Annotated in this window: 21 protein-coding genes; 7 read left to right on the top strand and 14 right to left on the bottom strand. The window is 68.0% G+C overall.

The genetic code is table 11. The features are described from left to right. The first annotated feature begins 46 nt into the window (after nucleotides 1–46). Nucleotides 47–1468: an NHL repeat-containing protein gene (locus tag AB6807_RS25750; protein ID WP_371086759.1), complete on the top strand. Its 1422-nt coding sequence runs from the start codon at nucleotides 47–49 to the stop codon at nucleotides 1466–1468. A 254-nt stretch (nucleotides 1469–1722) separates the two neighbouring features. Here the strand turns inward: AB6807_RS25750 and AB6807_RS25745 are convergent, their stop codons facing one another. Further along, complete coding sequence (locus AB6807_RS25745) at nucleotides 1723–2700, bottom strand: YhcG family protein (RefSeq protein ID WP_371086758.1); 978 nt, start codon at nucleotides 2698–2700, stop codon at nucleotides 1723–1725. A 274-nt stretch (nucleotides 2701–2974) separates the two neighbouring features. Between AB6807_RS25745 and AB6807_RS25740 the strand changes: the two genes are divergently transcribed. Further along, on the top strand, nucleotides 2975–3253 hold the full coding sequence (locus tag AB6807_RS25740) for a hypothetical protein (protein WP_371086757.1): 279 nt from the start codon (nucleotides 2975–2977) through the stop codon (nucleotides 3251–3253). 12 nt (nucleotides 3254–3265) lie between these two features. Further along, entirely contained in the window at nucleotides 3266–3514 is a 249-nt protein-coding gene (locus tag AB6807_RS25735) for a hypothetical protein (protein WP_371086756.1), read from the top strand. A gap of 106 nt (nucleotides 3515–3620) precedes the next feature. On the opposite strand, the gene AB6807_RS25730 is transcribed toward AB6807_RS25735, so the two are convergent. Further along, nucleotides 3621–3962 carry a hypothetical protein gene (locus AB6807_RS25730; RefSeq protein WP_371086755.1) on the bottom strand — a complete coding sequence of 114 codons (342 nt, stop codon included), beginning with the start codon at nucleotides 3960–3962 and terminating at the stop codon, nucleotides 3621–3623. A 468-nt stretch (nucleotides 3963–4430) separates the two neighbouring features. Here AB6807_RS25730 and AB6807_RS25725 point away from each other — a divergent pair, with 468 nt between their 5' ends. Next, nucleotides 4431–5411 carry an OmpA family protein gene (locus AB6807_RS25725; protein ID WP_371086754.1) on the top strand — a complete coding sequence of 327 codons (981 nt, stop codon included), beginning with the start codon at nucleotides 4431–4433 and terminating at the stop codon, nucleotides 5409–5411. Between the two features lie 50 nt (nucleotides 5412–5461). On the opposite strand, the gene AB6807_RS25720 is transcribed toward AB6807_RS25725, so the two are convergent. Both AB6807_RS25720 and AB6807_RS25715 read right to left on the bottom strand, forming a co-directional pair. Next, nucleotides 5462–6037, bottom strand: a complete 576-nt coding sequence (locus AB6807_RS25720) for a hypothetical protein (protein ID WP_371086753.1) — start codon at nucleotides 6035–6037, stop codon at nucleotides 5462–5464. Between the two features lie 209 nt (nucleotides 6038–6246). Continuing rightward, complete coding sequence (locus AB6807_RS25715) at nucleotides 6247–6741, bottom strand: Lrp/AsnC family transcriptional regulator (protein WP_207786605.1); 495 nt, start codon at nucleotides 6739–6741, stop codon at nucleotides 6247–6249. Between the two features lie 65 nt (nucleotides 6742–6806). Here AB6807_RS25715 and ilvB point away from each other — a divergent pair, with 65 nt between their 5' ends. Beyond that, the gene (gene ilvB / locus AB6807_RS25710) at nucleotides 6807–8606 is read left to right on the top strand and encodes a biosynthetic-type acetolactate synthase large subunit (RefSeq protein WP_371086752.1); all 1800 of its coding nucleotides are present in this window, start codon (nucleotides 6807–6809) and stop codon (nucleotides 8604–8606) included. 352 nt (nucleotides 8607–8958) lie between these two features. Here the strand turns inward: ilvB and AB6807_RS25705 are convergent, their stop codons facing one another. Then, nucleotides 8959–9933, bottom strand: a complete 975-nt coding sequence (locus tag AB6807_RS25705; protein ID WP_371086751.1) for a helix-turn-helix domain-containing protein — start codon at nucleotides 9931–9933, stop codon at nucleotides 8959–8961. A 201-nt stretch (nucleotides 9934–10134) separates the two neighbouring features. Here AB6807_RS25705 and AB6807_RS25700 point away from each other — a divergent pair, with 201 nt between their 5' ends. Both AB6807_RS25700 and AB6807_RS25695 read left to right on the top strand, forming a co-directional pair. After that, nucleotides 10135–10926, top strand: a complete 792-nt coding sequence (locus AB6807_RS25700; RefSeq protein WP_371086750.1) for an aldolase — start codon at nucleotides 10135–10137, stop codon at nucleotides 10924–10926. Beyond that, nucleotides 10923–12227 carry an MFS transporter gene (locus tag AB6807_RS25695; RefSeq protein WP_371086749.1) on the top strand — a complete coding sequence of 435 codons (1305 nt, stop codon included), beginning with the start codon at nucleotides 10923–10925 and terminating at the stop codon, nucleotides 12225–12227. Before AB6807_RS25700 ends, AB6807_RS25695 begins: the two co-directional genes overlap by 4 nt. Before the next feature lie 184 nt (nucleotides 12228–12411). On the opposite strand, the gene AB6807_RS25690 is transcribed toward AB6807_RS25695, so the two are convergent. The 9 genes from AB6807_RS25690 to AB6807_RS25650 form a co-directional block, all read right to left on the bottom strand. Beyond that, nucleotides 12412–13647 carry an NHL repeat-containing protein gene (locus AB6807_RS25690; RefSeq protein WP_371086748.1) on the bottom strand — a complete coding sequence of 412 codons (1236 nt, stop codon included), beginning with the start codon at nucleotides 13645–13647 and terminating at the stop codon, nucleotides 12412–12414. 483 nt (nucleotides 13648–14130) lie between these two features. Further along, nucleotides 14131–15855 (bottom strand): hypothetical protein, encoded by a 1725-nt coding sequence (locus AB6807_RS25685; RefSeq protein WP_371086747.1) that lies wholly within the window; start codon nucleotides 15853–15855, stop codon nucleotides 14131–14133. A gap of 23 nt (nucleotides 15856–15878) precedes the next feature. Continuing rightward, on the bottom strand, nucleotides 15879–16586 hold the full coding sequence (locus tag AB6807_RS25680; protein ID WP_371086746.1) for an FMN-binding negative transcriptional regulator: 708 nt from the start codon (nucleotides 16584–16586) through the stop codon (nucleotides 15879–15881). A gap of 17 nt (nucleotides 16587–16603) precedes the next feature. After that, nucleotides 16604–17599, bottom strand: a complete 996-nt coding sequence (locus AB6807_RS25675; protein WP_371086745.1) for an alpha/beta hydrolase fold domain-containing protein — start codon at nucleotides 17597–17599, stop codon at nucleotides 16604–16606. Then, nucleotides 17596–19287 (bottom strand): ABC transporter ATP-binding protein, encoded by a 1692-nt coding sequence (locus AB6807_RS25670; protein WP_371086744.1) that lies wholly within the window; start codon nucleotides 19285–19287, stop codon nucleotides 17596–17598. Before AB6807_RS25670 ends, AB6807_RS25675 begins: the two co-directional genes overlap by 4 nt. After that, on the bottom strand, nucleotides 19284–20099 hold the full coding sequence (locus AB6807_RS25665; protein WP_165840255.1) for an ABC transporter permease: 816 nt from the start codon (nucleotides 20097–20099) through the stop codon (nucleotides 19284–19286). The genes AB6807_RS25670 and AB6807_RS25665 overlap by 4 nt, the downstream gene beginning before the upstream one ends. Then, nucleotides 20096–21040: an ABC transporter permease gene (locus AB6807_RS25660; RefSeq protein WP_116907229.1), complete on the bottom strand. Its 945-nt coding sequence runs from the start codon at nucleotides 21038–21040 to the stop codon at nucleotides 20096–20098. Before AB6807_RS25660 ends, AB6807_RS25665 begins: the two co-directional genes overlap by 4 nt. An 18-nt stretch (nucleotides 21041–21058) precedes the next feature. Next, entirely contained in the window at nucleotides 21059–22684 is a 1626-nt protein-coding gene (locus AB6807_RS25655; protein ID WP_371086743.1) for an ABC transporter substrate-binding protein, read from the bottom strand. 54 nt (nucleotides 22685–22738) lie between these two features. Then, nucleotides 22739–23842, bottom strand: a complete 1104-nt coding sequence (locus tag AB6807_RS25650; protein ID WP_116907230.1) for a C45 family peptidase — start codon at nucleotides 23840–23842, stop codon at nucleotides 22739–22741. Nucleotides 23843–23846 lie beyond the last annotated feature (4 nt).

Here is a 23846-nt window from a genome sequence, read left to right as displayed (position 1 = left end):
CGAAGCATTTCCTTTTGCGTGTCAATAAATCCAAAGAGGGCAGAGGATGCAATTCAGTCAATCGAGTTTCTATGGGCGCTTAGGTGCCGTGGCGGGCGCTATCGCGCTGTTGGCGTCTTGCGGTGGAGGCGGCGGCGGCAGTGGCGGCGCCTTTTTCCCGCTGACGACGCCAACGCAGGTGCAGCCCGAGGTTCCGGCGCAGGAGCAACCCGTGGCAGAAGTGCCGGTGGTTGAAAAGCGCGCGGTCGGCGGCACGGTGAGCGGCCTGGTCGGCACGCTGGTGCTGCAGAACAACGCGGGCGACGACCTTCAACTGACGGCCGACGGCAAGTTCAGTTTTGCCTCGGGCGTCGCCATCGGCTCGGGCTACGCGGTCAGCGTGCGCACCCAGCCGTATTGGCAGGTTTGTTCCATCACCCAGGGCAGCGGCACCATCAAGGCCGATGTCGGCGATGTTGCCGTGGTCTGCGCGAAGGGCGTGCCGGGTGTTTCGACGCTTGCCGGAAGAGGCACCCGTGGCCTGGTCAATGCCAATGGCATCGCGGCGGCGTTCTCCGATCCTTTCGGCATCGTCGTCAACAAGAGCGGCGAGCTGTTCGTGGCGGACGAAGGCAACAACCGCGTGCGCAAGATCATGCCCAACGGCGACGTCTCCACCTTCGCCGGCAGCGGCGCTGCTGCCTCGGTCAACGGCAACGGCATCTCGGCCTCGTTCAACAACGTGACCGCCCTTGGGCTTGCACCTTCGGGCGATCTCTACGCCGCCGAATTCATGGGCAACAAGATCCGCAGGATCACACCCGCGGCCGACGTGAGCGACTTTGCGGGCAGCGGCGCCCCTGGCAACGACAGCGGCAATGGCATGGCCGCCACGTTCACGGGCCTCATCGCGATGACGGTCGACGGTAGCGGGAACATCTACGTGGCGGAACTCAACACGTCCCGCATCCGCAAGATCACGCCTGCGGGAGACGTATCCCCGGTGGCCGGCTCCGGTTCGTTCGGCTTCGCCGAAGGCACGGGAGCTGCGGCATCGTTCTACCGACCCTATGGCGTGGCAGCCGACGCCGCGGGCAATCTTTTTGTCGCCGACAGCACCAACAACAGGATTCGCAAAGTAACGCCAGCCGGTGTGGTGGAGACCTTCGCGGGGACGGGTGTTGCCGGTTCTGCGAACGGCCAAGCCGACGTCGCTACCTTCGATCGGCCGGGCGGTGTGGCCTTCGATGCCTTCGGCAACCTCTACGTGGCCGACACCGGCAACAGCGTTCTGCGCAAGATCACGCCGGAAGGTGTGGTGTCCACGTTTGCAGGAAAAGCCGGCGTGATGGGCACCCAGAACGGCATCGGCACGGATGCGAGGTTCAGCGAACCGTCTGCACTGACGGTCGGCGCCGACGGCACGATCTATGTGGCGGATACCCTGAACCACCTTATTCGCAAGATTTCACCTGTCGCGGCGCCTTGAGTTGCGACATCTGACCGAAGCGCGTCGCAAGGCGCGGCCGACCAGTTCGAGCAGATCGCGGCCGGTCTGAAAAGAGCAGACCGGCCGTCGTCTGGAACGAATGCAAGCCGCGCCTTGGCACGCTCGGTTGCGGCCGGCGTGGGCGGTGAGCGCAGGCAGTCCGCAAATGCCTGCCCCGCAATGGATCTCGCAGTTGCGTACGCCTTGTCGACGTTGTCGCTCAGTGCGCTCGCGGAGCAGAACAAGGCCCCGATCTACGCCTTGCCCCCATCCCTTTTTCGTGCTTTGGGTGCAACGACCTCCACGGCATCCGGCGCACTCAACGCATAGAACTCGTGCAGCTTCGCTGCCAGCAACTGCTTGTCCGGCAGCTGCGTCTGATACTGCGCGACCAGCGCGGGCGAGAGTGTGCGGCTCAGCGCGTACTCCACCACTTCGCTGTCCTTGCTGGCACAAAGCAGCAGGCCGATGGCCGGGTTTTCGTGCGGCTTCTTCACATCGCGGTCCAGCGCTTCGAGGTAGAAGTTCAACTTTCCCAGGTGCTCGGGTGCGAACGCCGTGACTTTCAATTCGATGGCCACAAGGCAGTTCAGGCCACGGTGAAAGAACAGCAGGTCCAGCGCAAAGTCCTGCCCGCCCACCTGCACCGGGTACTCACTGCCGATGTAGCAGAAGTCCCGGCCCAACTCGGTGAGAAAGCGGCCCAGGTTCATCAGCAGGCTGCGGTGCAGTTCGGCTTCGGAGTGCCGCTCGGGCAGCGCCAAAAAGTCCAGAAGGTAGGCATCCTTGAAGTGCTGCGCCGCCTGAGGCTGCATTTCTCTCAACGCTGTTGAGACTTTCGCGGGTTGAAGCACGGCGCGCTCGAACAGGCCACTGTCAATCTGCCTGGCCACTTCGCGCACTTGCCAGGCTTGCTGTGCCGCCATGCGCAGGTAGAACTCGCGTTCTTCTTCGCGCTTGGTGCGGCTCAGGATGTGCAGGTGCGACGACCAGGAAATTTCTCTCAACAGTGTTGAGAGTTTTGAACCCGGCGGGTAGGCCTGAAAAAACTGGCGCATGCGCCACAGATTCTGGGCCGAGAAGCCGCGTCGGCCGGGCTCGCGCTGGGCAATGTACGCAGCCAGTTGCGCCACGGTGCTCTTTGCCCACCCATCTGCCTCGATGCGGTGGTGCAGGTATTGGCCGATACGCCAATACAGCTCGATCACTTCGGTGTTGGCCGCCCGTGTCACGCGCTGTGGTGGCTTGGTCCATGCCTCGATTGTCCCGTACGGGCTTCCGCGCGCGATGAGCGTGCACCCCCTTTGAAAGCCCAAAAAATCTATCCCAAGATAGGAATTAAATCGTGTTACATCGAGGCTACAACCGCCTCGAACCACCGCATCGGCTCGCACAATCGTGGCTAACCCTTAAGCCAACCCCATCGTGATGCTGCCCGGTACAAGGTCGTCGACACGAATGCTCGACACCCCTGGCAGCGGCTGCGCACACCACGGACGAATGACGATGGCTACCTATGAGTTCACCCGCCGCGAGACGGCCCGATTTGCGGTTGTCGATGCCCACGGCGTGGAGTCCGCCGTCATCCAGTTCACCACCTTCGAACGCCGCCTGAGCATCAGCAAGGACTACGACCAGGAAACCCCGCGCGGCGTGGAATACGAACTGGCCGACGGCTCACGCGTGCGCCTGAACGGCAACGGCAACGGCGACTTCGATGCAGAACTGGGCATACGCCGCTACTTCGTGGTTCGCGAAGCCGAGCCGCTGGCTCCGCTTCAATAAGTCGCCAGCCCCATGCCCCTTCATGAATACGCACGCCGCGAGGCGCTCACGTTCCGTGTGTCGGAGGGCGACGGCAATCTGCATGCGGTGGTCCAGCTCACGATCTTCGAGCGCCTGCGGCTCCGGACCGGCGAGCTCGTGTATGACCTGCCGGTGAAGGTCGAGCATCAACTGGCGAACGGCGAATCCATCCTCGGCATCGACGCGCAGACCTTCGCTTCTGTCGACGGCATGCGCCGTTACCGTATCGCTGCGGCGTAGCTGCTTTCAATTTCGGCCTGCAGCGCTTGCAGGCAGCGGCAGTGCACAGCCGAAGCAAATGCGGCGATGCAAGACAGTGCCTGCATCGCCGCTCGCAGCGTGCGCTTCAGACCTTCGCGTTGGCCTTGGCCTTGGCCGTCCAATCGCCAGCGCAACGCTCGAAGAGTTCCGACGCCTCCCTCACGAGGTCGGACGCGATCCAGAGCATGTTCTCCAGATGCGTGGGCCCGTCGGCACCTGTCCATTCGATGCCTTCGCCGCGGCAGCACCACAGCAGCGATCTCAACTGCTCCAGCTTGTTCTCGAGGAGATCGGCCGCGTCGGGGCCGGCGTGGCCTGCATCGGTGGCCGCGGACGGGGCCGCAGCGGGCGGTGCAGAAGCAGCTGCTGTGTGAGCCGCTGCGGGAGATTCCGGCGTGGAGGGCCGGGCCATAATTCGTTTAGCCATTTGTCGTGCTTGCTTTCCAAAGTTGGTGCACTTCAGGTGGTCAGACGGTCGGGGTGCTGATACGCCCCGGCCGTCGCCTTCTTTGCCTCGCGTTCGCATCCGATGCATGCCGCACCGAAGGCCCGCCGCGAAGCCAGCGGCTCTCTCATTCATTCATTCATTGGTTCGACGTTCTGTGTGTGCAATGCCTTTCCTTGCCCACCGGGCGAAGTTTTGAGTGGTTGGGGCGTCCACTTTAGAGAGGCAATGCGCGGTCGGGGAAACTGAAAGCGCTAGTAAGTCTCAGACGGCGCGAATCAATGGTTGCCCAACGTTGCACGCGCTCGGTGAACACGTCGATCGGGCAAGCGACCCGGCGTGCGCGACGGCATAGGCCATCCGTCGAATGCCCAACAGCCGATGCCCGACCTAGCATCCGACACGTTGCCGCTCCGTTCGACGCCTCCGATGAAAAAGCTCGCCTCCCACATGGCAACGTTTGCCGTCGCCGCCTTGCTGTGCGTGGCCGCGCCCGCCGCCGAACCCGGCAAGGACCACCCGCTGGTCGGTCGCTACGAAGGCGCGGTGCTCGACGGCTACAAGGCCGCGGCATATGACGAGGTCGGCCTCATCAAGGAGCCGTTCCAGAACTGGGGCGGCGGCAAGCCGGAGCTGCTGCAGGTCGAAGGCAAGGTCACGCTCTACCTCTACAAGCTGCCCAAGGAGCGCTCGCTGCTCGAGGTGCAGCGCAACTACGAGTCGAGCCTGAAGGCCAAGGGCTTCGACGTGCTCTTCACCTGCGGCACGGCCAACGCCTCTTGCTACAAGCCGCGCCCCAACAGCGTGGACACCAACACGCCCTACGACTTTGCGCTGGCCTTCGACAACCCCGAGTGGCCGCGCCTGGGCAGCCGTGGCGACTACGCGCGCAACTACTTCGCGGTGAGCGGGCGCTACCTGCTCGCGAAAAAGACCGGGCCCACGGGCACGGTGTACGCCAGCATTGCGCTGGCCGAGCACAACGCCGACGTGGGCAACCACGCCTTCGTGCGCGTGGTGGAAACCAAGGCGATGGAAGACAACAAGATCGTCTTCGTCGACGCCTCGGCCATGCAGAAGAGCCTGGCCGACACGGGGCGCATCAACCTCTACGGCATCCTGTTCGACCTGGACAAGGACGTGATCAAGCCCGAGTCGCAGCCCACGCTCGACGAGATGACCAAGCTCATGCGCGGCAACCCGCCGTTGAAGCTGTCGGTGGTGGGCCACACCGACGCGCAGGGCGATGCGAAGCACAACGACGACCTGTCGAAGCGCCGCGCGCTGGCGGTGATTGCGGTGCTGGTGAAGGCGGGGGTGGACCCGCGCCGCTTCACCACGCGCGGGGCGGGTGCGTCGGAGCCGGTGGCGCCGAACGACAACGAGGCAGGGCGCGCGAAGAACCGGCGCGTGGAGCTGGTGCGGCTCTGAACTGCTGGAGCAGCTGAACGGCTGAACGGCTGAACAGGGCGGCGTGCAGGTCAGCGCTGTAGCGCGGCGAAGCGATAGCGCCAGTTGCCCGGCGCTGCGTCGACCAGCGCGTTCAGGTGCTTCTGCAGCCGCGAGGCGATGTGCTGCAGCGAGGCGCCGTCGTCCAGTGGCTTGTCGCCCGCAATCTGCGCGATCCACAGGTCGGGGTCGTCGGTGCCGGCTTCTTCGGGCACCTCCCATCCACCGGCCGCGCCCAGCAGGTAGCGCAGGTGGTATTCGACGGCAAAGCCCGGGTCCAGCGCGCCTTCGCGGCGCACGCGGTCCAGCCGCGCGATGGTGGCGGCGAGCATCTGGCTGTCGAAGCTGCGGCCGCCCTCGTCGCTGCACAGCTGCGAATCTTCGACCGCATGGCCGACCAGCTCGCGCCAGTAGGCCTCGTCGTGTTTGCCGTCGCGCTGCGCCATGTGGCGGCTGGCAAAGCGCGCCATCAGCGCGGCATCGGCGATGAGCGGCGACAGCACCAGGTCGCTGCGAAAGTCGAAGCCGAAGAAGTACATCGTGTCGTCGAGCGTGATGGCCTCGATGGCGCCCACGTGGCCGTCGCGCCCGGCGAGGGGAGGGGGCACGGCGTGGCCGGCGGGCTCGTGCAGTGGACTGGGCGCGGTGTCGGTTTCGGCAGCCCGTGATGCAGTGGGTGCCGAGGTGGGAGCCGGGGATTTTTTCCTGAAGAAGTCGAACATCCGAAGATCCTTTGGGAGTTCCAGTGCGCCGCCATGTTCGCACCTCCGCACACGAGTGCGGAGTTTTTCACCTCCGCACACGAGTGAGGAGTTTTCTAGATCACCGGCACGCTCGCCTCTTTCAGCACCCGCAGCACGAAGTGCGACTTGCTGTGCCGGATGCCCGGGATCTTGTAGAGCTTTTCTCGCAGCAGCCGCTCGTAGTCGCGCGTGTCGCGCACCGCGATGCGAATGTAGTAGTCGTAGTCGCCCGACACCAGGTAGGCCTCCTGGATCTCGGGGATGGTCGCCAGCGTGCGGCCGAAGTCGTACAGGGTCTCGTCGGTGTGGCTCTCCAGCGTGACCTGCACGATCACCGAGTCGTGGTAGCCCAGCTTGGCCGGATCGACATCGACCGTGTAGCGCTTGATGACGCCCGTGGCCTCCAGCTTCTTGATGCGCGTCCAGCAGCTGGTGGGCGACAGGCCCACCTCGTTGCCGATGTCTTGCAGCGTCTTGCGCGAGTCGAGCAGCAGCACGCGCAGGATCGCCAGATCGGTCTTGTCAAAAGATCCTTCGCCGTCACCAGGGATTTGCCGATTGATTTTCATGAATCGCGCTCAATGAGCCAAAAGAAAGAAGCATATTTTGCGCGCAAACCGGAAGAATTGACGGCATGCGACTGCTCGACCTACCCCTCACGAACACCCTGTCCCTCCACCCCGAGGCGCCAGCCCGCATCCGCAACGGTGCCGAAGCCCTGCTCGACACGCTGGTCGAGTGCGGTGTGGACACCATCTTCGGCTACCCCGGCGGCGCGGCGCTGCCGCTGTACGACGCGCTGCACGGCGAGCCGCGGCTGCGCCACGTGCTGGTGCGCCACGAGCAGGCCGCCGTGCACGCGGCCGAGGGCTATGCGCGCAGCACCGGCCGGGTGGGCGTGGTGCTGGTCACCTCGGGCCCCGGGGTGGGCAACACCATCACCGGGCTGCTCGATGCCATGAGCGACTCGGTGCCGGTGCTGTGCATCAGCGGGCAGGTGGCCACGGCGGTCATCGGCACGCAGGCTTTTCAGGAAAGCGATGCGCTGGGCATGTCGCGCTCGGTCACCAAGTGGAACAAGCAGGTGCGCTCGGCCGACGACGTGCCTTCGCTGGTGCGACGCGCGCTCGAAATCGCCAGCACCGGCCGCCCCGGCCCGGTGCTGCTCGACGTGCCGAAGGACATCCAGCTCAACCGCCTGGGCCACGCGGCCGAGCCGGCGGCGCTGCAGCGGCCGCTTCGCCCCCTGCGCACCAGCCGCGCGCCGCTGCCCCCCCGGGCCATGATGCAGCGCGCCGCCGACCTGCTCTCGACCGCGCGCCGCCCCGTCATCTACGGCGGGGGCGGGCTGGTCAACTCGGGCCCGCAGGCGTGCGAGGCTTTCGTGAAGCTGGTCGAGCTGCTGCACGCCCCGTGCACGCTCACGCTGATGGGGCTGGGCGCGTTCCCCGCGTCGGACCCGAAGTTCATCGGCATGCTGGGCATGCACGGCATGCTGGAGGCCAACCTGGCCATGCACGAGGCCGACCTGGTGGTGTGCGTGGGCGCGCGCTTCGACGACCGCGTGACCGGCAAGCTCGACGAGTTCTGCCCGCACGCACGCAAGATCCACATCGACATAGACCCCGGCAGCATCAACAAGGTGGTGCAGGTCGACGTGCCGATGGTGGGCGACTGCGGCGCCATATTGAACGGCCTGCTCGACCTGCTGCCCGCCGAGGGCTTCGCGCCCGAGCGGCTGGCGCCGTGGTGGGCGCGCATCGAACGCTGGCGCGCTGAAGACTGCCTGGCCTTCGCGCCGCGCGAAGACGCGATCCTGCCGCAGCAACTGATGTCGACGCTGAAGCGCGCCATCGACGCGGGCGGGCGCGACACCATCGTCTCGACCGACGTGGGCCAGCACCAGATGTGGGCCGCGCAGTATTTGCGCTTCAACAGCCCGCGCCACTGGCTGACCTCGGGCGGGGCGGGAACCATGGGCTACGGCTTGCCGGCGGCCATCGGCGCGCAGATCGGCCACCCCGAGTCGCTGGCCGTGTGCGTGAGCGGCGATGCCTCGGTGCTGATGAACATCCAGGAGCTTTCCACCGCCGTGCAGCACCGCGCGGGCGTGAAGCTGGTGCTGTGCAACAACGGCTACATGGGCATGGTGCGCCAGTGGCAGGAGCTGAACCATGGCAACCGGCTGAGCCATAGCTGGAACGAGGCGCTGCCTGATTTCGTGGCGCTGGCGAAGGCCTTCGGCTGGGGCGCAAGGCGGGTGTCGGACCCGGCGGAGCTGGAAGAGGCGCTGGCGGAATGCCTGGCGAGCGAAGGGCCGTTCTTTCTGGACGTGCAGGTGGCGGCGCAGGAGAACTGCTTCCCGATGATGCCGTCGGGGCATGGGCACCATCGGGTGATGCTGGCGAAGGACAGGTGGTACGAAGGGGCGTGAAGTGTTGTTCCCTCTCCCGCTTGCGAGAGAGGGGGGAATGCATCAGGGCGCAATCAGCGGCATTTGCGCATTGTTCCCTCTCCCGCTCGCGGGAGAGGGCTAGGGTGAGGGCAGGGGGCCTGGCAACATCGCGCGGCCTTCATCGCCGCTCACCCTCACCCCAACCCTCTCCCGCAAGCGGGAGAGGGAGTAATGCCTCAGGGCGCAGTCAGCGGCATTTGCGCGTTGTTCCCTCTCCCGCTTGCGGGAGAGGGCTAGGGTGAGGGCAGGGGGCCTGGCAACATCGCACGGCCTTCATCGCCGCTCACCCTCACCCCAACCCTCTCCCGCAAGCGGGAGAGGGAGTAATTCATCAGTCCGGCGACCTGCGATACGCCCCCGGCGGCATGCCGAACTCGCTCCTGAAGCACCGGCTGAAATGGCTCGCGTCGCCAAAGCCGTTGCGATACGCGATCTCCGAAACGCTCAGGCGGTCGAGCCTGCGGTTCTGCAGCTCGCTCTTCGCGCGCTCCAGCCGCCGCGCCTTCAGGTACGCGCCGTACTGCGTGCGCTGCGCCTCGAACAGGCGGTGCGCGAGCCGTCGCGAAATGCCCAGTTCCTTGCACACCGCGTCCACCGACAACTCCGGGTCGCCCAGGTGGGCCTCGATGAAGGCCACCAGCCGCTGCCAGCGGTCGCGCTCGCGGCGCTTGCCGTCGGCGGCTTCGTCGTTCACTGTTTCGCAGTAGGTCGCCGCCAGCAGCGACACGAACGACTGCTCTGAAAAATACGCCAGTGCCGGCGCAGCCTGCGGCGTGCCCGCAAACACGTGGCCCATGTGCGCGAGGGCGGCCTGCGCAAAGTGCGAATCGGCACGCGCGATCGACGGCACGAAGCGGTCGTGCAGGTCCGCGTAGATGCCGAAGAACCGGCCGGCGGGCACGCGCAGCATCACCATCTTGCCGGGCGCGTTCAGCGTGCAGGTGGACGGCAGCCGCGTGGTGCGAAAGGTGATGTCGCCCGGGCGAAAGGGCATGCTTATTCCGCCCTGGTCGATGGTGCCTTCGCCCTCCACCGCGATCATCGCCAGCACGTCGCCCATGCCGCCGGCGCTGACCAGCGCGGTGTCGTGGCGCACCGCGAGCGGGGTCGAGGTGAAGCTGATGGCCAGGCCGCCGCCCACCAGGCGGCAGGCCTCCAGGCTCATGCGCGGGTTGCTGTCCCGCACGCTCATCTCGCCGGGGTAGACCAGCGTGTCGAGCGCGGTCGAGTAGCCCTGCACGTCGCCCGGATAGAAGGGACGGAAGCAGGGCGCGAAGCTCAGTTCGGGTGCGGTGTCGTGGTGCATGGTGGGGCTCCTGCCGTGGGTGCGCACGCTTCGTGCCAGGCGGGCTCGGCGGCTGCAGTCTAGGCGCGCGGCCATCGCGGCGGCGTCGAGACTTTCCACTAGTTGGCACGCCCGATCAATGCGCGTGCGCCCACGCGCAAGAGCAAACCGCGCATCGCTTCCTACATTGGCCCACCCCGCCAATGAAAGAGGAGCCATCGCTTGACCGATACCGCAACGACCCCACCAGGCAGCCTGCAAGACAGCCCGCACGGCAATCCATCCTTGTCCCCGTCTTCTTCCCTCGACGGCCTCAGCTACGGCCACTGGAGCGAGGCCGAGAAGCTCGCCCTCAGCTGCCGCATCCTCGCCAAGGAGGGCCACTCCGAAACCCTGGCCGGCCAGGTGACGGTGCGCCAGCCCGACGGCACCTTCCTGACGACGCCGCTGGCGCATGCCTTCGGCGAGATCCGCGCGCACTCGGTCATGCGCATCGACGACTCGCTGCGCGTGCTGGAAGGCCGCGGCGTGCCCAACCCCGCGGTGCGCTTTCACCTGTGGGTGTACCGGCGCCGGCCCGACGTCAACTGCGTGATCCACACGCACCCGCCCTACGTGTCGGCGCTGTCGATGACGGGCGAGCCGCTGCAGGTCGCGCACATGGACGCCACGCCCTTCTTCGACGACTGCGCCTTTCTCGCCGAGTGGCCCGGCCTGCCGATCGCCGACGTGGAGGGCGAGATCATCTCGGCCGCGCTTGGCCAGAAGCGCTGCGTGCTGCTGGCCAACCACGGCTTCCTGGCGGCCACGCCGAGCATCGAGGAGTCGCTGTACCTGTCGGTGCTCATCGAGCGCGCGGCGCGCAACCAGCTCATCGCGCAGTCGGCCTACGGGCGGCTCAAGCTGGTGGACCCGGTGCTGGCGAAGGAGTCGCACGACTTCCTCCTGCAGCGCAGCATCGTCAACGCCAGCTTCGCGATGTTCGCGCGGCAGATCACGCAGGAGCAGCCATGAACACCATCGCCCCGCCGCTGCAGCCGGCCGCCGCGCAGCACCCGCGCCAGAGCATGTGGAAGATCGGTGCCGCCACCATGGTGGGCACGGCCATCGAGGCCTTCGACTTCCTGGCCTACGGCACCGCCGCCGCGCTGGTGTTCAACAAGCTCTTCTTTCCGCACTTCGACCCGACCGTGGGCACGCTGGCGGCCTTCGGCACCTTCGCCAGCGGCATGCTCGCGCGCCCGCTGGGCGGCATCGTCTTCGGCCACTACGGCGACCGGCTGGGCCGCAAGTCGATGCTCACGCTGAGCCTGCTGCTGATGGGCATCTGCACGGTGCTGATCGGCCTGTTGCCCACCTACGAGTCGATCGGCATGTGGGCCGCGCTGCTGCTGGTGCTGCTGCGCATCGGCCAGGGCCTGTCGTTCGGCGGCGAACTCGGCGGCGCGATGCTGATGGCGGTGGAGCACGCGCCGCCCAAGTGGAAGTCGCTGGTCGGCAGCATGCCGCAGATGGGCGCGCCCATCGGCGTGCTGCTGTCGTCGGGGGCCTTCGCGCTGGTGACGCGGTTGCCCGAGGCGAGCTTCCTGAGCTGGGGCTGGCGGCTGCCGTTTCTGGCGAGCGCGGTGCTCATCGTGCTGGGCGTGTTCATTCGCATGAAGGTGCAGGAGTCGCCCGAGTTCATGCAGGTGAAGGTGCACCACAAGACGGCGGCGCTGCCGGCGCGCGAGGTGGTGGTCGCGCACCTGAAGCCCTTGCTGCTGAGCATCGGGGGCAAGCTGGCCGAGGTGACGCTGATCTACACGATCCTGGTGTTCTCCATCTCGTACGCCACCAGCCGCCTGGGTTTCTCGCGCGCCGATGCGCTGCAGGCGCTGATCGCGGGCTCCGCGGCCATGGTGTTCACCATACCGGCCAGCGGCTGGCTCGCCGACAAGGTGGGCGCGCGGCGGCTCTATGTGTTCGGCGGGCTGCTGCTGGCGCTCATGGCGGTGCCGCTGTTCCAGGCCATCGGCAGTGGGTCGCTCACGGCGTACACGGTGGCGATGGTGGTGGCGCTGTCGGTCAACTACCCGCTGATGTTCGCGCCGCAGTCGCACCTGTACGCGGCGCAGTTTCCGCCGGAGCTGCGCTACTCGGGCATTTCCATCGGCATCCAGTTCGCGGCGGCGCTGGGCGGCGGGCTGGCGCCGATCATCGCGGCCACGCTGGTGGCGACGTATTCGAGCATCGTGCCGGTGGGCGTGTATGTCGCGGTGCTGGGGCTGCTGGCGGCGGGCTGCGCGTGGGGGATGCGGCCTACCTCCAATGAGTGAGCGTCATTGCCGGTCACGAATGCCCGTCACGAGTGCCCGTCCACCCGCATCTGGAACAGGAAGTACGGCGGTATGCACGCGCCGTGCCCCTCGGGCTGCCCATCGGCCTGCGCGCAGATGTAGTCGTCGCGGCAGGCCTGTTCGGCAGAGCCCCGGCGCAGCGGCCGGGGCGCGTGCGTCGAGCTCAGGGCGCCGGAACCGGCGTGACCTTGCGGATCAGATTGCCGTAGGTGTCGGCGACATACAGCGTGCCCGCTGCGTTGACCGTGAGCCCTTGAGGCTGATTGAACGTGGCAGCCGCGCCGATGCCGTCTTGCCCACCCCGAACACCCTTTTGGCCGGCGATCGTGGAGACCACCCCTGCCGGTGTGATCTTGCGCAGCAGGCTGGTCCCGAAATCGGCCACGTAGACATTGCCGTCCGCATCGACAGCGACGCCGCGGGGATCGGAGAAAGTCGCGGAGTTACCGGGTCCATCGGTGGCGCCGGGCGTGCCGGTCCCTGCAAGGGTTGTGACCACCCCGGTGGGGGTGATCTTGCGAATTCGATGGTTGCTGCTGTCGGCGACGTAGAGGTTGCCTGACGCATCGATGGCGATGTTGTAGCCGCTCCCGAATTTCGCGGCAGCTCCGGTGCCGTCGGCAAAGCCCGGCGGGCTGCTGCCGGCCAGCGTGGTGACATCGCCAGCCGGGTTGATCTTGCGAACGACGCCGCCGCCGTACTCCAGAACGTACAGATTGCCGGCGGCATCCACGGCCACCGACACGGGCTTGTTGAAGGTGGCGCCGATGCCGTTGCCATCGGTCGAGGCTTTCGTGCCATTGCCCGCCACCGTGCCCACATCGGCCGCCGGCGTGATCTTGCGGATTCGCTGGCCGCCGGCGTCCGCGACGAAGGCGGTGTCGTTCGCGTCCACGGTGAGGCTGGCGAGGTCTTCGAACGACGCGTGGATGCCGTTGCCGTTCACCGTCGAACTGCCTCCATCGCCGGCAAACGTGATGACGTCGCCCTCGGGCGAAATCTTGCGCACGATGATGTTGCCCCAGTCACTGACGAGCAGACCACCATCCTTGGTGACGGCGATGCCCCAAGGCCAAAAAAACGATGCAGTCGTACCCTTGCCGTCCGCGGCGCCCGGGGTGCCGTCGCCGGCGAACCTTTCGACCTTGGCCGCCGCGGCCGAGCAGGCCACGGCGACGTCGCTCACGTCGGCCGAGGCCTTGCCGGTGTCCTTGGTGACGGTGCAGAACTGCCAGAGGGGCTGGGTACGGATGCTGACCTTGTAGTCCGAGCCTTCGACCAGGGTCGTTGCAAAGGTGAACTTGCCATCGGCCGACAGCGTGAGGTCGTCGCCCGCATTGTTCTGCAGCACCAGGCGACCGGTAAGGCCGGTGACCGTGCCGCCGATGGAATGGTTCACGACGGGCGGCACGGTGGCCGGGGGTGGCGGTGCGACCACCGGCAGAAAGCCTCCGCCACCGCTACCTCCACCCCCGCCGCATGACGCCACCAACATGACCGCACCGGCCACGGCACCGATGCGCGCGACCGAACTTGCTTGACTGAAAAGCATCTTGACCCCTCTTTATGGTTGTAAGACTCGGCAAAAAGAAGCCCCCTGCCGACGAGCGTGCAGGGGGTTTCTAATTGTCAATTATTGTTAGCAAGCGTGTCAGCGGGTATCCCCAGAATTTGGTATTTCTCGTGGTCGGCCCTGATGTCGGGCGCCAGCAAGGGCGGGGGGCTCGGCAGCATCGCGCAGCCTTCATCGCCGCTCGCCCTCACCCCAACCCTCTCCCGCAAGCGGGAGAGGGAGTAACGCATCGGGGCGGGATCGACCGTTTTGTGTTGTCCCCTCTCCCGCTTGCGGGAGAGGGCTAGGGTGAGGGAGAGGGCGCAATTCTCACGAGTGCCCGTCTACCCGCATCTGGAACAGGAAGTACGGCGGAATGCACGCGCCACGCCCCTCGGGCTGCCCATCGGCCTGCGCGCAGATGTAGTCGTCGCGGCAGGCCTGCTCGGCGGAGCAGTTGCGCAGGTTGCCGGGGCGCGTGTGTCGGGCCAGGCATTCGCCGAAGGGCTTCTTCGCGGCCAGGCAGCTGTTGAAGTCGCTGAGCACGGCAATGCCGCCGCAGGTGCCGTTCTTGTCGTTCGGGTTGCAGGGCCCCGAGCACATGCCGCCGGGGAAGCCGACCGATGTGGTCTCGCACACCGAGGCCGCGCCTTCGCAAGCGATGCGCGGCAGCTTCTGCGCGCGGTCCAGCCACGGGTTGGCCGATGGCGTGATGCGCGTGGGCTCGCAGCGTGCGCCGACCGTGGCCCGCTCAGGCGCGGTGTTCGGCGCATCGGGCTCGGCCAGCGGACGGAACGGATCGGGCCTGGCGCTCAGCAGCGACCCCCGCACGTAGGTGCCGCGCCGCGCCAGTTCGTCCTGCACATGCGGCGAGTGCGGCACGGCCAGCGCGTTGCCCGTGGTGAAGGTGCGCGACGCACCGCGCCGGTCCACGCCCAGCAGGTGAAAGCCCGCGACGGCGCGGCTCTGGTGGCAGCCCGCGCAGCTCAAATCGTCCAGCCGGCGCAGCACGGCCTGGGGCGACGCCAGCGTGCGGCTGCCTTCGACCGCCTGCCATTCGTTCGCCGCGAAAACCTGCGCGAAGGGCTGGTTGGCCAGCCGCTCCAGGCCACGCGGCGCCACCGAGGTGGCCTCGGTCGCCAGGAACTTCTCGGGGATCTGCAGCGTGGCTTCGTCGAGCGCGCGAAGCTGGGCCGGCTGGCGCAGCCATTGCTGCAGTTCCTTGCGCAGCGGCGCGTCGGCTTTCAGCCTGGCGACGTCGGGCGTGTTCTCCAGTGGCGCCACGTCGAAGCGCCTTGCATCGGCGTTCCAGCGGAAGGCGCGCAGCATGTACTCGGCGTGCCCACCCAGGTCGGGTCGCACCGCCGAAGGCCAGCGCACGCTTTGCAGGTTGGTGGTGATCTGCGAAATGCGCGCGGCTGCGAGCCGCTGCGGCGCGAGCGGTCCCTCGGCCGACACCAGCCAGCGGCCCAGCGCTTCGTCGGGCATCGAAGTGCCCGGCGGCTGCCAGCGTTTCGCGGCACTGGCGCAACTGCCGTTCGCATCGGGCGCATCGCCGCGCAGCTCGACGTTGACGGTCATCGGCAGGCGCGACTGCATCGCGGCCGTGCGGTACGCCAGCCGGTACACCAGCCGCGTCTCGCCGCAGGCGCCTTGCTGGAAGGGGCGTCGGTCCATGCGGTTGGCCACGCCCACCAGCTCGAAATACGCATCGGGGCTCGCGAGCCAGCGCGCGTCGAACAGGCGGTGCGGGTACTTCGAGATGCCGACGCCGGCCTGCCTGTCGCGACGCTGGATGCCGGCCAGGCTCGCGGCGATCGGCTCGGTGATGGAGCGCCACGCGGGCGAGCGCGTCAGCGCCTGGTTGGTCGCGATGCCTTCTGAAGATGCGGCCACATCGCCGACCCAGCGCGCGAAGCCGGCGCCGGATTTTTCGGCGGCTTGCAGCGCGGCGGGCGAAGTGACGAGCAGCACCGGCTCCGCGGCATGAATCGCGGGCGCGGCGAGCAAGAGAGCCAGTGCGAGACCGGCGGGCAGCTGTTTGAAAAATGGCACGCGGACGATTGTGCCGCGCTGCTTCAGGCGGCCTGCGCCTGCGCCTGTGCTTGGGCTTGGGCTTGGGCTTGTGCCTGTTCCATCTGCCGCCGCATGAGCCCGGCGACCGCCACGCTCTGCGCATCGCCCAGCCGCTCCAGCGCGGCGATGACGCCGCGGCGGTCTTCTTCGGAGCGGTCCTGGTTGAGCTTGAACTTGCCCTCGAGCACGCGCACCGGAATCTCTACCGCCGCGATCATGTCGAGCCGTGGCGCGACGAAGTCGAAGGGCATCGTGTCGTAGTCCCAGTTGCCGCCGAAGCGCTCGCGCAGCGGCGTGTCGTACACGGCCACGGTGCGCTGCAGCACGGCGTGCACGGCCATGCGGTCTTCCACCACGCGCGGCGTGCCGCGCGCGTGGATGGCGGTGTAGTTCCACGTGGGAAAGGTGCTTTGCTTCACGTACCAGCTGGGCGTGACGAAGGCGTGCGGCCCCTGGAAGATGGCCAGCGCCTCGCCGCCCGCGCACAGGTCGGCGTACTGCGGGTTCTTCTTCGACAGGTGGGTGGTCAGCAGGCCGGGGCCGTCTCGTGAGTCGTCTTGCGCACCGCCTCCTGTATCGAGCAGGAAGGGCAGGTGCGTGGCGTTGACCCCCGAGGGGCCGACGGTCACCAGCGTGGCGAAGCTCCATGCGCGCATGCCGGCATGCAGCGTCGCCAGGTCGGCCTCGATGTAGGGCTTGGGCGTGTACATGCGCGTTCGGCCTCGGCTCAGCGGTTGCACAACGCGCGCAGCCAGCGCACCGAATCGTCGAAGGCGCGGCCGGCCACGTCGGCGACCGACACGGCTTCCAGGAAGCCGTGGATGGTGCCGGGGTACAGCGTGTCGGTCACGGCCACGCCGGCGTCGCGCAGCGCTTGCGCCATCAGCACATTGTCGTCGTACAGCGGGTCGCACTCGGTCACGACCATGCACGCGGGCGGCAGGCCGTCGAGCCGCGCCTTCAGGCTGTGCACGCGCGGGTCTGCGGCGTCGCCGGGCCTGCGCAGGTACAGGCCGTAGAACCACACCATCATGTGCAGCGACAGGCCGTACTCGCCCGCGCCATAGCGCACCACCGATTCGCGGTACAGCTCGGTGCTGTACGCGCCGTAGTTCAGCAGCATGCCGCGCGGCAACGCATCGCCTGCGTCGCGCAGCACCAGGCAGGCGCCGACCGACAGGTTGGCGCCGGCCGAGTCACCGCCGATGAAGAGCTGCGCGGGGTCGATGTCGAGCGTGCCCGCGTGGCTGTGCAGCCAGCGCATCACGTCCACGCATTCGTCGTGCGGCCGCGGAAACTGCGCCTCCGGTGCGCGCGTGTAGTCGATGCCGACGACCGCCATGCCGGCGCGGCCCGCGTACTCGCGCATCACGCGGTCGTGCGTGTCGAGGCTGAACAGCACGAAGCCGCCGCCGTGGATGTACACCAGCGCGCCCGGCAGCACCCGGTCTTGCGGGTAGTGCACGCGGATGCGCACCTTGCCGTGGCGCGTGGGCACCTGGTGCTCCACGGTGCGCGCCATCTGCGGACCGCCTTGCGTCCACGGCGCGCGCACCTTCTCCGCGTTGGCGCGGCCCTCGGCGATGGGGATGGTGTGGCGCTTCGGGTAGCGCGCGCCCTCGGCGCCCATGAGCCGCATGAACTCGACGATCTGCGGGTCGAGCGGCGGCGGTGCCGAAGGGTTCTGCCAGCTGTAGGTGGAAGAGGATGGCGTCGGGGTCACGCGAAGGCTTTCTCGGGAACGGAGGGGGGAACAGACGGGGGAACAGGCAGGGGCGCGATGCCCGCGGCGGCCAGCGTTGCCAGGGGCCGCGGCGTGGCCGCCAGCAGCGCCTGCGTGTACGCATGCCGCGGGTCGTCGAACACGGCGTCTCGCGCGCCTTGCTCCACGATGCGGCCGCGCTCCATCACGATGACGCGGTCGGCAATCTGCTCGACGGCCGCGAGGTCGTGGCTGATGAACAGGCACGCGAAGCCGTGGTGCGCCTGCAGGCTCTGGAACAGGCGCAGCACCTGCGCCTGGATGGTCATGTCCAGCGCGGACACGGGCTCGTCGGCCACCACGAAGGCGGGCCGTCGCACCAGCGCGCGCGCAATGGCCACGCGCTGGCGCTGACCGCCCGACAGCTCGTGCGGGTAGCGCGCGCCCAGGCCGTCCAGGCCCACTTCGTCCAGCGTCTCGTGCACGCGCTTCAGGCGCGCGGCGGCGTCCAGCGCGGGCAGGTGGCGCAGCGGCTCGGCCACGATGTCGTGCACGCGCATGCGCGGGTCCAGCGAGGAGAACGGGTCCTGGAACACCAGCTGGCAGGCCAGCCTGAAGCGGTGCAGCGCGGCGCGGCCGGCGGTGCGCACGTCTTCGCCGCGAAACAGGATCTGCCCGCTCTGCGACGGCGCCAGCCGCAGGATGGCACGGCCCAGCGTGGTCTTGCCTGAGCCGCTGCCGCCCACCAGCGCGACCATTTCTCCGGGGTGGATGTCGAGGTCCAGTGTGTCGATGACGCGCTGCGGCGGCTGGCGCTTGAACAGGCCTGTGCGCGCGCCGGGGTAGCTCACGCACAAGCCGCGCACCTGCACCAGCGGTTGCTGCTGCTGCGCCGTGGCTTCGGGCCGGGCGGCCTGGCGGCGCGGCAGTGCATCGACCAGCTTGCGGGTGTAGGCCTGCTTCGGCTCGACCAGGATGGCGGGCACATCGCCGGTCTCCACCAGGTGGCCCTTTTCCAGCACGATGGCGCGCTGCGCGTAGCGGCCCACCAGCCCGAGGTTGTGGGTGATGAGCAGCACGGCGGTGCCGTTGTCGCGCGCCAGCTCGACCATCAGGTCGAGCACTTCGCGCTGGCTCAGCGTGTCGAGCGCGGTGGTGGGCTCGTCGGCAATCAGCAGGCGCGGCTTCAGCAGCATCACGCTGGCCAGCATGATGCGCTGGCGCATGCCTCCAGAGAACTCGTGCGGGTAGGCGTGCATGCAGCGCTCGGGGTCGGCAATCTGCACGCGGCGCAGCATGTCGAGGACTCGCGCGCGAATCTCCGGCGCGCCGAGGCTGGTGTGCATGCGCAGCCCCTCGGCCATCTGTTCGCCGATGCGGTGCACCGGGTTGAGCGACACCATCGGCTCCTGGAACACCATGCCGATGCCCGGCCCGCGAAGGGGGCGCATGGCTTTCACGTCCCTGGTGCTCAGGTCTTCGCCGTCGAACACGATGCGCCCGCCGGTCTGTGAGATGCCCGGCGGCAGCAGCTGCAGGATGGCGCGCGCGGCCATGGTCTTGCCGCTGCCCGATTCGCCCACCACGGCAAGGAACTCGCCGGGCTTCACGTCGAAGCTCAGGTCGTGCACCAGCGGCTGGGTGCCGTGGCGCAGCTCGATCTTCAGGTGCTCGACCGACAGCACCGCGGGGTTGGATGGATGGTTCATGCCTTCTCCGTGCGCGGGTCGAGCCGGTCGCGCAGCGATTCGCCCAACAGGTTGATGCCCAGCAGCGTGAGCGCGATGCACAGGCCCGGCACCACGCACAGCCACACGGCCGAGGCCATGTAGGGCCGCGCGCTGGCGAGCATGTTGCCCCAGGTGGGCGCGGGCGGCGGCACGCCCAGGCCGAGAAAGCTCAGCGCGCTTTCCGACAGCAGCACCCAGCCGAACATGCTGGTGGCCAGCACGGCCACCGGCGCCACGCAGTTGGGCAGGATGTGGCGCCACATGGTGTAGAGCTCGCCGTTGCCGATCATGCGGGAGGCCTCCACGTACTCGCGCTCGCGCAGCGACAGCACGGTGCCGCGCACCACGCGCACCACCGAGGGCGCATACGCCAGGCTCAGCGCCAGCACGATGCCCCACTTGTTGGCGCCCACGATCACCATCACGCCCAGCGCCAGCAGCAGGCCCGGAAAGGCCAGCAGCGTGTCGTTGAAGGCCATGAGCACGCGGTCGGTCCAGCCGCGCACGAAGCCCGCGACCACGCCCACCACCAGGCCGATGCCCGTGGCCAGCGTGACCGTGAGCAGCGCGACCAGGCAGCTGGTGGCCGCGCCCTGCATGGCGCGGCTGGCCACGTCGCGGCCGAACTCGTCGGTGCCCAGCCAATGGGCCATGGAAGGGGGCTGCAGCTTGGCGCGCAGGTCGATGCCCAACGGGTTGTAGGGCGTCCACACGGCCGCCACCACGGCCAGGACCAGCAGCACCGCGATGAGCACGCCGCCGACGAGGGTATGGGTCTTGATCTTCTTCACTGCACCGAGACCCGCGGGTCGAAGAGGGGGTAGCACATGTCCACGAGCAGGTTGATGACCACGTAGATGCATGCGGTGAACAGCAGGCAGCCCTGCAGCACGGGGTAGTCGCGCGCGAAGATCGAATCGATCATCAGGCGGCCCAGGCCGGGCAGGGTGAACACGGTCTCCAGCACCGCGATGCCGCTGAGCAGGTGGCCCAGGATGAGGCCGATCATGGTGAGCGTGGGGTTGAAGGCGTTGGGCAGCACATGGCGGCGCAGCACCTGCGACTCGGGCACGCCCTTGGCGCGCGCATGCGTCACGTATTCGAGCCGCAATATCTCGATGGTGCTGGCGCGCGACATGCGCGTGAGCACGCCGGTTTCCACCAGCAGCAGCGTGACGATCGGCAAGATCACGTACAGCACGCCCTGCGAGAAGCTCTCCGACAGCGGCACGTAGCCCACCACCGGCAGCCAGCCCAGGTACTGGCCGAAGAACATCAGCAGCAGCAGGCCCAGCCAGAAGCTGGGCACCGACAGCATGAGCGTGGCCGCGCCGATGATGGCCAGGTCGGTCGGCTTGTCCTTGCGCCAGGCGGCGACCAGCCCGGCCGGCACCGCGATGAGCGAGGCCAGCGCCACCGCGACCAGCACGATGACGGCGCTGACGTGGAAGCGGTCCCAGATCAGCGGCAGCACCGGCAGGCCGTTGGTGGTCGACACGCCCAGGTCGCCCGCGAGCGCATGGCGCAGCCACACGAGGTACTGCACGGGCAGGGGCTGGTCCAGCCCCATCTGGTGGCGCATGGCCGCGAGCTGCGCGGGGTCGGCGCCTTCGCCGAGCATCAGCAGCACCGGGTCGCCCGGAATGAGCCGCATCAGGGCGAACACCGCGATGGAGACCAGCAGCAGCGTCGGGATCGTCATCGCGATCCGGCGCAGGAGGTAGGCGAGCATGAAGCCGTGGCCCTTCGACTAGCCGGCGGCGGCGAGCCGCACGTTCCAGAAGCGCGGCTTGGCCGGCGCCCAGCCCTTGAAGCCGACCACGCTCTTGCGCATGGCGGTGGCGTCGCTGGCGTTGAACAGCACGACCATCGGCACGTCCTGCAGCATCTGCTTGTGCATTTCGTCGAACAGCACCTGGCGGCGCGCCTTGTCGCGCGACACCATCGATTCGGTGAGGCGCGCTTGCGCATAGGGGCTGTCCCACACCTTGCGCGGCTGGGCGGCCTTGTCGCCGGAAACCATTTCGTAGTTCAGCGAGGGGTCGATGCGCGCGGAGTACACGAAGGCCATGCTCTGGTACTGGCCCTTGGTGTAGCGGTCGAGCTGGGTGGCCCAGTCGAGCACCTCCAGCTCCACGTTGATGCCGGCCTCCGACGCCATCGCCTGCACCAGCACGGCGGCGGAGTACAGCGCCTCGTAGCGCTTGTTGGCGATCACGCGAATGGGCTGGCCGCGGTAGCCCGCTTCGGCCAGCAGCTTCTTCGCGGCCGTGAGGTCGCGCTTGAAGCCGGCGGCCTGCGTGGCGTCGTAGTAGGGGCTCGACGAAGGCACCACCGAGTTGTTGACGGCGGAGAGCCCTTCGGTCACGGTGCGGGCGATTTCAGGGGTGTCGAGCGCCAGCGCCAGCGCGCGGCGAATGCGCACGTCTTTCAGCACGGGGTCGTTGGTCTGCAGCAGCAGCGCGACCATGGTCATCACGGGCGTGGTGTCGACCAGCACATCGCTGCGCTTGCGCATCTCGATCACGTCGGAGGGGCTGGGGCTGATGAAGGCGTCGATGCCGCCGCTGTACAGCGCGGCCTTGGCCGCGGCCGAGTCGGGAATGACGACGAAGCGCAGGTTTTCGACCTCGGCCTTCTTGCCGCCGGTGAGGCCGTCGCGCGGCTCGGCGCGCGAGGTGTAGCCGTCGAAGCGGGTCAGCTCGATGTACTGGCCGCGCTTCCATTCCTTGAGCTTGTAGGGGCCGGTGCCCACGGGCTCCTTCCAGCTGCCGTCGGCGTTGAGCGAGCTGCGGTGCAGGATGGCGGCGCTGCCGCAGTCGGGCCGGGCCATCATCGTGAGAAAGAGGGCGCTGGGGCGCTCCAGCTTGAAGACCACGGTCTTGGGGTTGGGCGCCTCGACCGACAGCACCTTGGTCATGCCCTTGCCGTCGAACTCCGGCAGGCAGCGCCAGTTGGTGGCGGGCTTGAGGTAGCGCTGCCAGTTCCACACCACGTCGTCGGCCACCAGCGTGGCGCCGTTCTGGAACTTCACGCCGTCGCGCAGCGTGAAGGTGTAGGTGAGGCCGTCGGCGGAGGTGTCGACCTTGCTCGCCAGCATCGGGCCCACCGAGGTGTCTTCGCGCAGCGCCACCAGCCCTTCGCCCACGTGCAGCAGCACGTTGTCGGTGTTGTCGTCGCGGTTGCCGCCGGGGTCGGTGCTGCGGATGTCGGAGTTGATCTGCACGCGCAGCGTCTGCCCGGCACCGCCACCGGCGGCCGGCTGGGCCATGGCCGGAACGGCTGTTGCAAGGCCCAGCGCCAGCGTCAGCGTGGCGGTGCGCAATGCACGGGGCGGGCGGGAGGCAAGGGGCAAGGGAGGCACTGGAACTTTCATGACAACACTCCTGGCGTGGGCTGGGCCGATCAGATCAAGGGAAGCGCGAACAACTCAGAGGGAATACTCGGTGAAGCGGTGCGTGGGCTTGAAGGGCGCGGGGGCGATGCGCATCTTTCGTGCCGCCGGGTCCATCACGATGGTCGCGACCGTGGCCGACGACGCGCCGCCGGGCCCCGCGCTCGGGCTGCGGCACACGGCGCGCGGCGCGCCGAAGCGGTCTTGCAGCGCGACGAGCACGTCTTCTTCGGTGAGGCCGCCGGCCCGTTCGCGCTGCAGGTGCAGCGCCTCGGTCACGCGGCGGTCGCGGTACAGCGAGTCGGGCGTGGTCTCCAGGCTGCGGTCGACCACGCGGGCCAGCGCGGCCGGCGTCTTGAAGTGGTTGGCGTGCACCAGGATGCCGCCCTCGGGCTGCTGCCAGAACACCTGGTCGGGACAGGTCTCCAGGCTCACGGCCTCGCCTTCGGCGTGCGTGAGGATCATGTTGTTGGAAATGGAGCGCGCCGTGCGGCACACCACGCCCAGCGCGTTCGCGTACAGGTCCGACTGCAGGATGCCGCGGCGAATGAGCGCCAGCGGCACGCCCTGCTGCTTGCCGTCGCTGTCGGCCTTGATGAAGTTGCCCGTGACGGCGATGCCCGCGCTGTTGAGGCCGGCGCGTGCGAGCGTGCCCGCCTCCGCGAAGGTCAGGATGGCGGGGCCCTTGGCCGGCTTGATGCGCAGCACCACGCCGAGCTCGAGGCTCTCGACGCGCCAGTCCCAGTTCTGCGCGTGAATGAGCTTGCCGCTGGCCGAGGCCGACGGCATCACCACCACGCCGGTGCAGCCGTCGGGCGGCTCGGTGGCTTCGAGCTGCTTGAAGGCGTAGAGCATTTCGCTGCGCGCGTTCAGCGCCACGATGTCTTCGGGCGGCACGCCCGCGCCTTCGGCCACGCCTTCGATCTCGCGCAGCATGCCGGCGTCGAAGGCCTCGATCATCGGCATGAAGCGGCGCGCCAGCGCGCGGGTGCGGTCCCAGCCCAGGCCCACGCGCTCGAAGGCGGCGCGGTAGGTGCGCAGGCTCAGGTCGATGCGGTCGCCGGCGGCGCGGCCGTACTGCCGGCCGCATTGCGCGGCGTCGCCTTCGATGTCGTAGAGGGGGAACGAGTCGATGTCCATCTTG

This window comes from Variovorax sp. RCC_210 (assembly GCF_041355175.1).
Taxonomy (GTDB): domain Bacteria; phylum Pseudomonadota; class Gammaproteobacteria; order Burkholderiales; family Burkholderiaceae_C; genus Variovorax.
Note: the sequence above shows the minus strand (reverse complement) of the source record. Positions and strands in the feature narration are given on the sequence as shown.